Annotated in this window: 11 protein-coding genes; 3 read left to right on the top strand and 8 right to left on the bottom strand. The window is 65.9% G+C overall.

Annotation, left to right across the window (positions count from 1 at the left end; translation table 11 throughout):
• Positions 1 to 12: 12 nt before the first annotated feature.
• From C1A13_RS00855 to C1A13_RS00835, 5 genes are all read right to left on the bottom strand, one after another.
• Positions 13 to 1,782, bottom strand: a complete 1,770-nt coding sequence (locus C1A13_RS00855; protein WP_101548235.1) for a phosphoenolpyruvate carboxykinase (GTP) — start codon at positions 1,780 to 1,782, stop codon at positions 13 to 15.
• Between the two features lie 218 nt (positions 1,783 to 2,000).
• Positions 2,001 to 3,026, bottom strand: coding sequence for a tRNA (adenosine(37)-N6)-threonylcarbamoyltransferase complex transferase subunit TsaD (gene tsaD, locus C1A13_RS00850; protein WP_101548233.1), 1,026 nt, complete (start codon positions 3,024 to 3,026; stop codon positions 2,001 to 2,003).
• Positions 3,023 to 3,472, bottom strand: a complete 450-nt coding sequence (rimI, locus tag C1A13_RS00845) for a ribosomal protein S18-alanine N-acetyltransferase (RefSeq protein WP_101548231.1) — start codon at positions 3,470 to 3,472, stop codon at positions 3,023 to 3,025. Before rimI ends, tsaD begins: the two co-directional genes overlap by 4 nt.
• 67 nt (positions 3,473 to 3,539) lie before the next feature.
• A complete protein-coding gene (polA, locus tag C1A13_RS00840) occupies positions 3,540 to 6,140 on the bottom strand; it encodes a DNA polymerase I (protein ID WP_101548229.1) in 2,601 nt (866 codons plus the stop codon).
• 234 nt (positions 6,141 to 6,374) lie between these two features.
• On the bottom strand, positions 6,375 to 6,836 hold the full coding sequence (locus C1A13_RS00835) for a GNAT family N-acetyltransferase (protein WP_101548224.1): 462 nt from the start codon (positions 6,834 to 6,836) through the stop codon (positions 6,375 to 6,377).
• A 120-nt stretch (positions 6,837 to 6,956) separates the two neighbouring features.
• On the opposite strand from C1A13_RS00835, the gene dusB reads away from it, so the two are divergent.
• On the top strand, positions 6,957 to 7,943 hold the full coding sequence (gene dusB, locus C1A13_RS00830; RefSeq protein WP_101548221.1) for a tRNA dihydrouridine synthase DusB: 987 nt from the start codon (positions 6,957 to 6,959) through the stop codon (positions 7,941 to 7,943).
• Positions 7,940 to 8,641, top strand: a complete 702-nt coding sequence (trmB, locus tag C1A13_RS00825) for a tRNA (guanosine(46)-N7)-methyltransferase TrmB (RefSeq protein ID WP_101548219.1) — start codon at positions 7,940 to 7,942, stop codon at positions 8,639 to 8,641. Before dusB ends, trmB begins: the two co-directional genes overlap by 4 nt.
• Before the next feature lie 1,367 nt (positions 8,642 to 10,008).
• On the opposite strand, the gene ilvN is transcribed toward trmB, so the two are convergent.
• Together ilvN and ilvB are read right to left on the bottom strand one after the other, a co-directional pair.
• A complete protein-coding gene (ilvN, locus tag C1A13_RS00820; RefSeq protein WP_101548215.1) occupies positions 10,009 to 10,500 on the bottom strand; it encodes an acetolactate synthase small subunit in 492 nt (163 codons plus the stop codon).
• Positions 10,501 to 10,515: 15 nt separating this feature from the next.
• Positions 10,516 to 12,138, bottom strand: coding sequence for a biosynthetic-type acetolactate synthase large subunit (ilvB, locus tag C1A13_RS00815; protein ID WP_101553152.1), 1,623 nt, complete (start codon positions 12,136 to 12,138; stop codon positions 10,516 to 10,518).
• A gap of 176 nt (positions 12,139 to 12,314) precedes the next feature.
• Here ilvB and C1A13_RS00810 point away from each other — a divergent pair, with 176 nt between their 5' ends.
• The gene (locus C1A13_RS00810) at positions 12,315 to 12,794 is read left to right on the top strand and encodes an SAM-dependent methyltransferase (protein WP_101548213.1); all 480 of its coding nucleotides are present in this window, start codon (positions 12,315 to 12,317) and stop codon (positions 12,792 to 12,794) included.
• Positions 12,795 to 12,852: 58 nt separating this feature from the next.
• Here C1A13_RS00810 and C1A13_RS00805 read toward each other — a convergent pair whose 3' ends face one another.
• Entirely contained in the window at positions 12,853 to 13,893 is a 1,041-nt protein-coding gene (locus C1A13_RS00805) for an ABC transporter substrate-binding protein (RefSeq protein ID WP_101548211.1), read from the bottom strand.
• Positions 13,894 to 13,926 lie beyond the last annotated feature (33 nt).

The following is a 13,926-nucleotide window of genomic DNA, read 5'->3' as shown; positions in this document are numbered from 1 at the left end:
CATAACGGCACCTTACTTGTCGAGGTTGGCTTCGAGGGTCGCGAGCTGGCTTTCGAGTTCCTTCGGCAGCTTGTCGCCAAACTTCGCATAGAACTCCTTGATGCCCTTGACCTCCTCTTTCCAGAGGGCCTTGTCGACGGTCAGCAGGTCCTTGACGGTGTCGGTGGTGACGTCGCCGAGACCCTCCACGTCGATATCCTCCGGCTTCGGCTCGTAGCCGATCGGGGTCTCCACCGCCTCGGCCCTGCCCTCGCAGCGGTCGATGATCCAGTTCAGCACGCGCATGTTGTCGCCGAAGCCCGGCCAGATAAAGTGGCCTTCGTCGTCGGTGCGGAACCAGTTGACGTTGAAGATCTTGGGGGCCTTGTCGCCGAGCTTCTCGCCCATTTCGAGCCAGTGCGCCCAGTAGTCGCCCATGTTGTAGCCGCAGAAGGGCAGCATCGCCATCGGGTCGCGGCGGACGACGCCCACGGCGCCGGCGGCGGCGGCAGTCGTCTCGGAGGCCATGGTGGAGCCGACGAAGACGCCGTGCTTCCAATCCCTCGCCTGGTAGACCAGCGGAGCGGTCTTGGCGCGGCGGCCGCCGAAGATGATCGCGGAGATGGGCACGCCGTTGGGGTTATTGAACTCGGAGGAGATGCAGGGGCAGTTGACCGCCGGAGCGGTGAACCGGGAGTTGGGATGCGCGCCCTTGGAGCCGTCGGTGCAGTCCCACTTCTCGCCCTTCCAGTTGAGCGCGTTCTTGGGCGGGTTCTTGTCGAGGCCCTCCCACCAGACGGTGTTGTCGTCGAGGTTGTGGACCACGTTGGTGAAGATCGTGTTCTTCTGGGTGGAGATCAGCGCGTTGGGGTTGGACTTCATGTTGGTGCCGGGAGCGACGCCGAAGAAGCCGTTCTCCGGGTTGATCGCCCAGAGGCGCCCGTCCGGGCCGACGCGCAGCCAGGCGATGTCGTCGCCGACCGTCCAGACCTTGTAGCCGGCATCCTGGAATTTCTTCGGCGGGATGAGCATGGCCAGGTTGGTCTTGCCGCACGCGGAGGGGAACGCCGCGCAGACGTATTTGATCTCGCCCTTGGGGTTCTCCAGGCCGAGGATGAGCATGTGCTCGGCCATCCAGCCCTCGTTCTTCGCCTGGTAGGAGGCGATGCGCAGGGCGAAGCACTTCTTGCCGAGCAGGACGTTGCCGCCGTAGCCCGAGTTGACCGACCAGATGGTGTTGTCCTCGGGGAACTGGACGATGTAGCGGTTCTCCTCCTCCATCTTGGCCTTGGAGTGCAGGCCGCGGACAAAGTCGTTGGAGGTGTCGCCGAGCTGGTCGAACGCCTGCTGGCCCATGCGGGTCATGATGTCCATGTTGAGCACGACGTAGATCGAGTCGGTCAGCTCAACGCCCACCTTGGAGAAGGGGGAGCCGATCGGGCCCATGCAGTAGGGGAGGATATACATGGTGCGGCCCTGCATCGCACCGTCGAAGAGGGTGCGCAGCTTGGCGTACATGACCTGCGGGTCCTCCCAGTTGTTGGTCGGGCCGGCGTCCTCCTTCCTGCGGGAGCAGATAAAGGTCCTGCCCTCGACGCGCGCGACGTCGTTGATGGCGGTGCGATGGAGCAGGCAGCCCGGGAGCTTCTCGGGGTTGAGAGCTTCCATCTCGCCGGTCGCGAGAGCCTGGTCGCGCAGCTCTTTGAGCTGGGCCTCGCTGCCGTCGATCCAAACAACCTTGTCGGGTTTTACAAGCGCCTTCATCTCCTCAATCCAGTTGAGGACATTCTTGTTGTTTGTCATGATTGTTCTCCTCTCGGTGTATTTGGAATAATTTATAAAAACCATGCCGGAATGCGGGGGAATTTGGTCGGTTTTCTGTGGAGTTTCCCTAGAAAATCGAAATCTCCCACGTTTATCATTATAGACCGAACCTTTTGAAATTGCAATGGGTTTTCTGGAATTTGTGTTAATTTTTCGTCAAAGTTTTGCAGGAGGGCAAAGTTCCCTCCTGCATTTTGTCAGTCCCGCGCCGAAAATGCCGCCGCGATATCCATGGACGGGGCGGCGTTGAGGGAGAGCGCCGCGGGCGGATTTGCAAGGAATTCATAGTAGCCCTGCGCGCCGATCATCGCGGCGTTGTCCCCGCAGAGGGAGAGGGGCGGCACGTAAAGCGTAAAGCCGTTTTTCCGGCACATCTCCCCGAGCGCGGCGCGCAGGCCGCTGTTGGCGGAAACCCCGCCGGCCGCCGCGACGACGCGGTATCCGAGCTCCTTCGCCGCGGCCTCGAGGTGGCCGGTCAGCACCTCGCAGACCGTCCTCTGGAAGCTCGCGGCCAGCGAATCGATGTCGACCTCCTCCCCCTTCTGCCCGGCGTTGTGCAGCAGGTTGATGACCGCCGTCTTGAGCCCCGAAAAGCTGAAGTCGTAGGGCGCGCCCTCGACGCGGGGCTTGGGGAGCTTATATCTGCCCGGGTCGCCGCGCCCGGCGGCCTCGTCGATGTAGACGCCGCCCGGGTAGGGGAACCCCATCGCGCGGGCGGACTTGTCGAACGCCTCCCCCGCCGCGTCGTCCCGCGTGCGGCCGACGACGCGGAATTCGGTGTAGGAGCGCACCTCGACGATGTGGGTGTGCCCGCCCGACACCACGAGGCAGAGGAAGGGCGGCTCCAGCTCGGGATGGGCCAGGTAGTTGGCGGCGATGTGCCCGCGGATGTGGTGGACGGGCACGAGGGGCTTTCCCGCCGCGAGGGCGAGCCCCTTGGCGTAGTTGACCCCCACGAGCAGCGCGCCGATGAGCCCCGGCGCGGCGGTCACCGCGACGGCGTCGATCCCCTCGAGCGGGACGCCCGCCTCGTCGAGCGCGCCCTGCACCACCGGCACGATGTTCTCGCAGTGGCGGCGGGAGGCGATCTCCGGCACCACGCCGCCGTAGACGCGGTGCTCCGCCACCTGCGAGTTGATGACCGAGGAAAGGACCCTGCGCCCGTCCTCCACCACGGCGGCGGCCGTCTCGTCGCAGGAGCTTTCGATCGCTAAAATCTTCATGTCGCTGTTTCCTCCCGCGCCCCCCGCGTCAAAAACGCCGTCATCAGGATGGCGTCCTCCGCCGGGTTGGCGTAAAAATTGCGGCGGCGGCCCACCGCGCCGAAGCCGAGCTTCTCATAGAAGGCGATGGCCGCGCGGTTCCCCTCCCGCACCTCGAGGGTCAGAAAGCCGAGCTTTTCCCGGCGGGCGTAGAGGAACATCCGCCGCATGAGCGCGGTGGCGATCCCCCGGCGGCGGAATTCCGCCGTGACCGCCACGTTCGCGATGTATCCCTCGTCCAGCACCCGGTGCATCCCGGCGTAGCCGACCACCCGGCTTCCGCTGCGGGCGACGAAGAAGACCGCGCAGGGGTTTTCCAGTTCCCCCGCGAGGGTGCGCCCGCTCCACGGCTGGGAGAAGCACTCCGCCTCGATTTCGGCCACCCCCGCCACGTCCGCCCCGGTCATCCGCCCAAAGCGGACGAGGTACTGGGGCGTTCCCGAGAGGCGGGAAATCAGCCGGAGGCGGCGCGGTCTATTTGGCTTCGAGCCAGTTGTCCCCGACGTTGGCGTCGGCCACGAGGGGGACCTTGAGCGTAATGGCATGTTCCATTTCCTCCTTGAGGATCGCGGTCGCGGCCGGGACCTCCTCCGCGGGCGCCTCGACGAGCAGCTCGTCGTGCACCTGCAAAATGAGCCGGGCGCGCAGCCCCTCCCGGCGCAGGCGTTCAAACACCCGCACCATGGCGATCTTGATGATGTCGGCGGCCGTCCCCTGGATGGGGGTGTTGCGCGCGACCCGCTCCCCGAACGCCTGCGTCACCTTGTTGGACGCGGCCAGCTCGGGCAGATAGCGGCGGCGGCCGAAGAGAGTTCTCACATAGCCGTTTTTCCGCGCGAATTTGATGGTGTCCTCCATATACTTCCGGACGCCCGCGTAGTGCTCCAGGTAATTCTTGATGTAGCTGTCCGCCTCGGCGATCGAGACGCCGATATCCTGCGAGAGGGAAAACGCCCCGATGCCGTAGACGATCCCGAAGTTGACCGCCTTGGCGCGCGAGCGCATGACCGGCGTGACCATCTCCTCCGGCAGGCCGAACACCTGCGCGGCGGTGGTCGTGTGGATGTCCTCGCCGCTCTGGAAGGCGGCGATCATGTTTTCATCGTCCGCGAGGTCGGCCAGCACCCGCAGCTCGATCTGCGAGTAGTCGGCGTCGACCAGCTTCCAGCCCTCCCGCGCGCGGAAGAACCGGCGCAGCTTGCTGCCCTCCTCGGTGCGCACCGGGATGTTCTGGAGGTTCGGCTCGGTCGAGCTGATCCGGCCGGTGCGCGTCTCGGTCTGCTGAAAGGTGGAGCGCACCCGCCCGTCGGGCCCGACCACCTTAAGGAGCCCGTCCACATAGGTGGACTTGAGCTTGGAGAGCTTGCGGTATTCGAGGATCAGGTTGATGATCGGGTGGTGGGGCCGCAGCGCCTCGAGCACGTCCACGTTGGTGGAATAGCCCGTCTTGGTCTTCTTTTTGGCGGGCAGGCCGAGCTTCACGAAGAGGACGTCCCCCAGCTGCTTGGGCGAATTGAGGTTGAAGTCGTACCCCGCGTACTCCACGATGCCCGCGTGCAGCTCCTCCAGCCGGTCGTCGAGCTCACCGCCGTATTCCCGCAGGGCGTCGGCGTCAAGGGAAAAGCCTTCACACTCCATGCCCGCCAGCACCCGCGCGAGCGGCATCTCGATCTCGAAGAGCAGCTTCTCCTGCCCCTTCTCCGCGATCTCCGCCGCCAGCTGGCCGCACAGCTCGTCCAGCACAGCCGCCTGCCCCGCCAGCGCGGCAAAATCCTCCGGCACCCCGCCCGCCAGCTCGCGCGGCGCGATGCCGTACTGGGCCGCCAGTTGCAGCGGGTCGTAGACGGCGCTCGTCGGACTGAGCAGATAGGCTGCCAGCTCGGCATCGAACTTTACATTCTGTATATACTTGTTTTCTTTATACGCAATTCGGTGGAACGGCTTGCTGCTCCACACCCGCAGCGGCGCGTCCGAACGGAGCAGCTCCGCCGCCGCGTCCTTGCCCGCGAGCAGCAGCGCGTCCGGAAGAACGGCGGCGACGGCGACAATGTCGCCGCTGCCGTCCAGGCCGGCGATCACATCCGCCCCGCCCGCCGCGGCCACGCGCCCGGCAAAGTCCGCAGGGCCCGCCGAGACGGTAAGCGGCCTGGACGGCTCGCGCGCCGCCGCAGGCGGCGCGTCGCCGCCCTCCCCGGCGGCGGCCTGCGGGTCGACGCCCCAGCGTTCCATCATTTTGAACATCTCCAGCCGCGCGAAGAGAGCGGCCGCCTTTTTCTGATCGACCGCCCCCCGGAGGTAATGCCCCGGCTCCGCGTCGATCGGCGCGTCGCAGCAGATCTCCCCCAGCTTACGGCTGGTGTAGGCCATCTCGCGGCCCTCCGCGAGCTTTTTGCGCACGCCCGGCTTGATGGACGGGTCGTCGAGGTGCTCGTAGACCGCGTCGAGGTCGTGGAACTGAGAGACGAGCGCCAGCGCCGTCTTTTCGCCGATGCCCGCCACGCCCGGGATGTTGTCCGAGGCGTCTCCCATCAGCGCCTTCACGTCGATGAGCTGGGGCGGCTCGACGCCGTATTTCTCCATCACCGCCGCGCGGTCGTAGAGGGTGGAGGCGGGCTGGCCCATCTTGGTAGTCGCCAGCCGCACCGACACATGCCCCCCCACAAGCTGGAGGCTGTCCCGGTCGCCGGTCGCGATGACGCAGTCGTTCCCGCCGTCGGAGCACGCCTTCGCGAGCGTGCCGAGGATATCGTCCGCCTCGTAGCCCTGGCAGGTGACGATCGTGAAACCGAGCGCGCCCAGCAGCTCCTTGAGCGGCTCCATCTGGGAGGCCAGCTCGTCGGGCATCCCCTTGCGCTGAGCCTTGTAGCCGTCGTACATCTCATGCCGGAAGGTCGGTCCGTGCAGATCGAACGCGCACGCCACCGCCTCCGGCTGCACCTCGTCGAGCACCTTGAGCAGGATGCTCAGGAACCCGTAGATGCCGTTGGTGAACTCTCCGTTCTTGGTCGTCAGCGCCTTGATGCCATAGTAGGCGCGGTTTAAAATGCTGTTGCCGTCGATCGCAAGCAGCTTCATAAGCAACAATCCTTTCTCCGGGGGGCTTTTGAAAAAGTCCCCCGGACCCCGAAAACTTTGATCAGGCCGGCCTCGTCCCATCACCGCGGGCGCGAGACGTGAGGCGGGGCGGTCTCCCCGCCGCCGGACAGTGCGCCCCGCAAAACAGGGCGGCGGAAAACGACGCGCCGCAGGCGCGTCCGCGCGCGAAGCGCGCGCGGGCGGCTCCGCCGCCCGGTTTTCCGCCCAGCCGCGCTAGAGGTCGAACTGCATGATCCGCCGCGCCTCGGCGAACCCGTTCCTGCGGTAAAAGCGGACGGCGCCCTCGTTCTGGGCCAGCGCGCAGAGCTCGACATACCGGAGCCCGCGGCCGCGCGCCCACGATTTGACGCTCTCCATCAGCAGCGCGCCGACGCCGCCGTTTCGGTGCCGCTCGTCGACGCAGAGGTCCATCAGGTAGGCGTAGCGGTAGGGGATGACACAGTCGTAGGGCGGCGTCGCAAGGTCCTGCGCCAGCGCGAACCCGCAGACCTCCCCCGCGTCGTCCGCCACAAAAAGCTCCTGATCCCCGGCTGCGACAACCTCCCGCAAAAACGTCTCGTCCTGCGGGGTATCGCGAAAGCGTTCCGGCTGCATCCGCGCCGAAAGCGCGAAGAGCTGCTTGTAAATCTCCACGATTCGCGGAATATCCGCCTCCACGGCGGTCCGAATCTCCATATGCGTCTCTTCCCTTCCCGCTTACATACTGGATATTATAGCATAAAACATTGCCTGACAGTCAAATTTCTGTTAAGATATCATGTGGAATTTGAAAAAGTTTTGCACGGGGAGGCTCCCATGAAGATCGGGGACATCGAAATCAAACGGACGGCGGCGCTCGCTCCGATGGCGGGCGTGGCGGACAGCGCCTTCCGCCAGGTCTGCAAGGAGTTCGGCGCGGCCTATATGGTCGGCGAGATGGCGAGCGCCAAGGGGATGCACTACTCCGATAAGAAGACCGCCAAGCTGCTCGGCGTACAGGATGCCGAACGGCCGGTCGCGGTGCAGCTCTTCGGGGACGAGCCGGACATCCTGGCGGAGGCGGCAAAAAAGGCGCTCGATTACCGTCCCGACGTGATTGACATCAACATGGGCTGTCCCGCGCCCAAGATCGCGGGCAACGGGGGCGGCAGCGCGCTCATGAAAAATCCCGCCCTCGCGGGCAGGATCGCCGAGGCGGTCGTCAAGGCGGTTCCCCTGCCGGTCACCGTCAAGTTCCGCAAGGGCTGGGACGACGAGCATGTCAACGCGGTGGAATTTGCGCGCATCATGGAGGAGAGCGGCGCGGCCGCGCTCACCGTGCACGGCCGCACCCGCCAGCAGTTCTATTCCCCGCCCGTCGATCTGGACGTCATCGCCGCGGTAAAGGCCGCCGTTTCGATCCCCGTGATCGGAAATGGGGACTGCGTTGATATGCAATCAGTATTGCACATGTATGATTATACAAAATGTGACCTTGTCATGATCGGCCGCGGAGCGCTCGGGAGTCCCTGGCTTTTCCGGCAGGTCGACCGCTATTTTGACGACGGCAGCGTTTTGCCCGCGCCGCCGCTCGCGGAGCGCATGGAGGTCATGCTCCGCCATCTGAGGCTCATCTGCGAAAACAAGGGGGAGCGCCAGGGGATGCGCGAGGCGCGCAAGCACGCCGCCTGGTATATGAAGGGGATGCGCGGCGCGGCCGCCTTCCGCAAGCGTTCGGGCGAGCTCTGCACCTACGAGGACGCGGTGCGGCTGGCTTCCGACGTACTCGCCGCCAATCCGGACATCAGGGAGGAAATGCTATGAGACCGAGAAAAAAACCGAATCTCGCCCCCCGGCTCGCGGCCTGCGCGCCGGTCGTCATCCAAAGCCCGGAGGAAAAGAAGGGCCGCATCCGCGAGGAGTTTCCCAACCCCGGCGCGCCGCTGTACCTGGAACTCGGCTGCGGCAAGGGCGCGTTTATCTGCGCGCTTGCCTCCCTGCATCCCGAAATCAACTTCGTCGCGATGGAGAAGGAGGCAAACGTCGCCGTCATCGCCACCGAGCGCGCTATGGAGGCCCGGCTGCCCAACCTGCGCTTCATTCTCGGCGACGCCGACCATTTGCCGGAAATCTTCCTGCCCGGCGAGGTCGGGCGCATCTATATCAACTTCTGTGATCCCTGGCACAAGCACCGGCAGTTTAAGCGCCGCCTCACCTACCGGGGCCGTCTCGCCGTCTACAACGCCCTGCTCGCCGACGGGGGCGAGGTGTGGTTCAAGACGGACAACTATATGCTCTACCACTTTTCCACCTTTGAATTCGACGCCTGCATGGAGCGGTATTTTTCCACCACCGACCTGCACCGCAGTGAATACGCGGAGGGCAACATCATGACCGAATACGAGCGGTATTTTTCCAATCTCGGCCAGCCGATCTATTCCATCCGAGCGCGGAGGAATCCCGATTGTGCTCTGGTCCCGGATCTTTCTTCCGCGGAGCGCAAACCCGCCGATGACGAGTGATCGTCACCGGCGGGTTTTTCTTTGCCGCTCGGGGAGCGGCGGAGCTTGTCGGTGGCCGGCCGACGGCGGGTTTAGATTATCCGCTCAGTGATCGGCGGAGTTTGTCGGTAGTCGACCGACGGCCGTTTTAGATATTCCGCCCCGGGGGCGGAGGGCCTGTCGGTAGTCGACCGACGGCGGACCTTAGGTTCACCGCTCAGTGAGCGGTATAGTTTGCCGGGTCCCGCCACGGCGGGCGGCCCCATTTCTTATACGGACAAGAAATGGGGGAAAGAAGCCGCAGGGGGCTTGGGCGGCCTGCCCGGGCTGCGCCCGGAGCGCGCTACGCGCGACGGCCGCTCGCGGGCGCTCCGCCCCGCGCCCCCGGCTTGAGTCCGCTTCGCAGACCCGGCCCTGCGGGCCGGATTCTCTACAAGGATGGCCTGCGGCCAAATCCCTGCGACCCCAACGCCGCCTCCGGTTGGCCTTCGGCCAAAGTCGGCGGCACCCTGTCACGGATCAGCGAGCAAGCCTACAGCATCCCGCCCGCCGCCGCGCCGCAGGCGCAATGCCTCTGCCGGCGAGCCCCCGGAACCGTACCGGGGGTGCTTGTGGGGAGGCACGGCCGCTTTTGCATGGCGCGCAGCGCCCACGCGGAGGCGGAAAACTGCGCGGCTTCGCCGCGCACGCGCGCGGAGCGCGCGAACGCCCGAAACGGGCGTTGTTTTCCGCTGTGGATTATGGCGAGCTATCCGGCTTCGGTCGTTGGGAGCGCCCGCAACCTGAATTGAGCCCTCAGCTGGTGTACCTGTGGGGAGCGGCGGTAACCTGCGGGTTATGGCAAGGTTCTCCAGGGGATATCTAAGGGGGCGGTGGAGCCCCCCTTAGGCGGACTTTTCGTTCCTTTTCGTCCGTCCGAAAAGGAACCCGTGCCGCGCGGCGGAACGCGCTCGTATTTCTTGCCGCCCACGGGCGGCAATTCCCGTGATAGCCTCGCCGGGCGGCCGTCGGCGGGACACGCCTCCGGCACTAGGCCTGCGGGCCGTCGCAGCGCGGCAAATCCAAAACCACCGCCGGGGCGGGTCCCGGCAATCCCCGCCGCCAAAGGCGGCTCCCCTAAAGCGCCCCGGAGGGGCGCGTAAAAGGCTTGCCGGGCGCAACGCGGCAAATCTAAAACCGCCCGCCGGGGCGGGACCCGGCAATCTCCGCCGCCGAAGGCGGCACATCTGGAGCGCCCCGAAGGGGCGCGATAAAAAGTCCCGCCGGGCGCAGCGCGGCAAATCCAAAACCGCCGCCGGGGCGGGACCCGACAAGCTCCACCGCTCTCCGAGCGGCAAACCTAAGAAGGCCCCTGCCGGCGGGCAGCCGACAAGCCCCTGAGCGGCAAATCACTTCCGAATGGCGTCGGCGCCCTTCTGAAGGGCGATCATCCCCGTGCGGGCGATCTCGGCGATGCCGTAGGGGGTGAGCATATCGATCAGCAGGTCGACCCGCTCGGGGCGGTCGCACATCTCGACCGTGAGGGTGGCGCGGGAGAGGTCGACGATCTTGGCGTTCATGATCGTGGCGATGTCGATGACTTCCCCGCGGTTCTGCTGGGTGGCGTTCGTCTTGATAAGGATGAGCTCGCGGCGGGTGGCCGCGTCGGTCTCAAGGAGCTTGACCTTGATGACGTCAATCTGTTTATTAAGCTGCTTTTCGACCTGTTCGATCGTGCGCTCGTCCCCCTCGACGACGATCGTCATGCGGGAGACGGTGGGGTCCTCGGTCTCGCCTACCGCGAGGCTTTCGATGTTGAAGCCCCGGCGCGCGAAAAGCCCCGCCGTGCGGGAGAGCACGCCCGCCTTATTTTCCACCAGCACCGACATGATCTGTTTCATACGCTTTCCCTCCTGTCAGCGGGTTTCCTCCCGCGGGTCGACGACACATTCGAGGATATACGAACCGTCCGCCGCAAGGAACCGTTCCACCGCGGCCCCGGCCTCCTCCATGGAATCGATCCGGTCGAAGGGGACGCCGTACGCCCCGGCGATCCCGCCGATCTCCGGACCGCCCGCAAGGGCGACCGCGGTTTCCCGGCCCCGGTATTCCCTCTGCTGGATTTCGCGCACCATGCCGAGCATATCGTTGCGCATCACGACGAGCTTGACCGGCACCCCGTGCTGGTTGGCGGTGGCAAGCTCCATCATGGCCATCTGGAACGCCCCGTCGCCGCAGACGGCGACGACCTGCCGCCCGGGGCAGGCCAGCTTCGCGCCGAGGGCGGCGGGCAGCGCGTAGCCCATCGTGCCCATGCCGCCCGTCGTGAGGAAGAGCCCGTCCCTGACCGCGCAGTTTTTCGCCGACCAGATCTGGTTCTGCCCCACGTCGGAGACATAGATCGCGTCGGGCTCCATTTTGGCGGAGAGCAGACGCACGAACGCCTCCGGATCGACGCAGCCCGCCCTGGGCGGCGCCGCTGCGGGCGCCGCCTCCCGCGCGCGGCGGGCGCGCAGCCATTCGAGCCACTTGCCCCACTCGCCGCGCGGGGACTGCTCGAGAAGCTGTTCGAGCACGGCGGCCGCGTCCCCCACGAGGGGGATGGTGGTGCCGAGGTTTTTGCCGATCTCCGCCGCGTCGATGTCGATGTGCACGACGGCGGTCGCCGCCTCGATCTGGTCGGGCTTGGCCATCGCGCGGTTGTCGGCGCGCGCGCCGAGGATGATGAGCAGGTCGCTTTCGGCGACCGCCTCGTTTGCGGCGCAGCCGCCGCTCTGTCCGAGCATCCCGAAATAGAGCGGATGCCCGGCGGGCAGCGCGCCGATGCCCATGAGGGTGCTCACCGCGGGCAGCGAGACCGCCTCGCAGAGGGCGCGCACCTGCTTTTGCGCGCCCGCCGCGATCGCGCCGCCGCCCACGCAGAGCAGCGGGCGCTTGGCGGCGCGGATTGCCTCCGCGACCCGCTTCACCTGCACGGCATGACCCCGGAAGCGGGGCTTATAGCCCCGGATCGAGGCCTCCTGCGGGTAGCGGAAATTGATCAGCTGCCGCTGGACGTCGACGGGCATGTCGATCAGCACCGGCCCGCGCCGCCCGGTTGACGCGATGTAAAACGCCTCCTTGAAGACGCGCGGGATGTCGGAAGCGTCCTTGACGAGATAGCTGTATTTGGTGAACGGCTCCGCCGCGCCCGTGGTGTCGACCTCCTGGAAGACGTCGCGGCCCAGAAGTCCCGTCTCCACCTGCCCGGTGATCGCGACGAGCGGGATGCTGTCGGCATAGGCCGTGGCGATCGCAGTGAAGAGGTTGGTCGCGCCGGGGCCGGAGGTGGCGACGCAGACGGCGGGCTTCCCGGTGACGCGGGCGTAGCCGCTCGCGGCGTGGCCGGCGTTCTGTTCATTGCGGGTGAGGATGTGCCGGATGGACGACTGTCCGAGGCAGTCGTAAAACGGGCAGATCGCCGCGCCGGGATACCCGAATACCACGGAAATTCCCTCCGCCTCAAGACATTTCACCATCGCCTGCGCGCCGCTGATCATCTGCATCCACCCTTCCTGTCGGAGTTGTCCCTTTTGGCTATTATACGCGCTCGCGCCCTCCTCCGTCAATGCGTGGAGACGGATTTGCGGGTTTTCAAAATTGGGGCTTGTAGTATCAAGGCTTGCTGTTATACTGGTAGCAACGGTACCGTAAAAAATCAAACAGGAGGTTTTTTATGGACATCAGCTACTCAGTAAAACCGATCGGCCGCATCCGTTCGGACGGCGGCGGCTTCCGCCTGGAGCTCGACCCGGCCTACCGCCCGGCGATGGCCGGGCTGGAGGGCTTCGGCTATCTCAATATCCTCTGGTGGTTTTCCGGCTGCGACGACGCCCGCTCCCGCGAAAACCTGGTCGAACGGTCCCCCTATGTCAGGGGACCGGAGCGCCTGGGGGTCTTTGCCACCCGCTCGCCCATGCGCCCCAACCCCCTCGCCCTCTCCTGCGCGGCCGTGACCCGTCTCGACCCCAAGGCGGGCGTGATCGGACTAAGCTACATCGACGCGGAGGACGGCAGCCCCCTCCTCGACCTCAAGCCCTACACCCCCAGCCTCGACCGGGTGGAGGACCCGCCGCTGCCGGCGTGGTGCGCCCACTGGCCGGGGGATGTGGAATCCGGCGGCGATTTCCCCTGGGAGGACGAGTTCAACTTCTGACACGGCCGCCCGCAAAGAAAAACGGGACCGGGGCTCCGCCCCGGTCCCGTTTGTCACTCTATCCGACCTGCGTCATATCGCTGATGTCGAGCATCCCGTCATCCCCGCCGCTCTCCTCTCCCGAGGAGGATTCCGCCGCCGGTTCCTCCTCGGGCGGCGCGTCAAGCAGGGAGGCCAGCTCGGGGTACGCCTCGGCGAACATTTTTTCCAGCTCGGCAAACATCCTGCCGCTCTGCCGCTCGAGGGCCGTGCCGTTCACCGGGTAGATGCGCCCCTGCTTATAGGCGTCGGTCGTGTTGTAGACCTGGGTGCCCTTAAAGTATTCGGGATCGATCCCCTCGTCGTAGAAGATGATATCGGGATAGAGGTTGACCGCCTGGTCGGCGGGGTATTCCCAGCCGGTGTAGGCCGCCGCGTCGTTCTCGACGCCGATCGCGGCGAGCAGCTCCCCCTCGAAGGCGTCCCCCGTCGCCATCATGAGCGGCGCTGCGCGCAGGTAGACGCCGCCCAGCCGTTCGGTCACCCGCGAGGCGGCGGCGGTCAGCGCGTCCCAACGGTTTTCAAGCGCCCGGAAGGTGTCGTAGCCGTTCTGGTCGCCGTCCTCCAGCCCGCCCAGCACGATCGCCGTATTCAGGTAGATCGCGCGCAGCTCGTCCATCGAATGCGCGCGGGGCAGCACGACCACCTCGGCGCCCATCTGCTGGAGCTTCACCGTGTCCGCCTCGGAGAGGGCGGCGGAGGAAAAGACCACGTCGGGCCGGATGTCCGAAAGCGCCTCGAAATCGGGCAGCGCGGCGGTGCCGCAGCGGGGCAGCCCGTCCGCGCCGGCGGGGTAGTCGCAGAAGTCGCTGACCCCGGCGAGCTGGTTTTCCGCGCCGAGCTCGAAGATCACCTCGGTCAGCGCGGGCGAAAGGGAGACGGCCGCGCGCGGCTTTTCAGGGATGCGGATGTCGCCGATCGCGACCGGCCAGTTGGGATCGGGCTCCTCCTCGGGCGCGGAGGAGGAGCTTTCCCCGCCGCGTTCCTTCTCCCCGCAGGCGGCGAGGGAGACGAGCAGCATCATCGCCAGCAGAAGCGCCAGCAGCTTTTTCACGTTCATCGGTCCATCCTTTCGGCGTTGCCGCCCGGGTTT

Origin of the sequence: Anaerotruncus massiliensis (ex Togo et al. 2026), assembly GCF_900199635.1 — a bacterium.
Classification (GTDB): domain Bacteria; phylum Bacillota; class Clostridia; order Oscillospirales; family Ruminococcaceae; genus Anaerotruncus; species Anaerotruncus massiliensis.
Note: the sequence above shows the minus strand (reverse complement) of the source record. Positions and strands in the feature narration are given on the sequence as shown.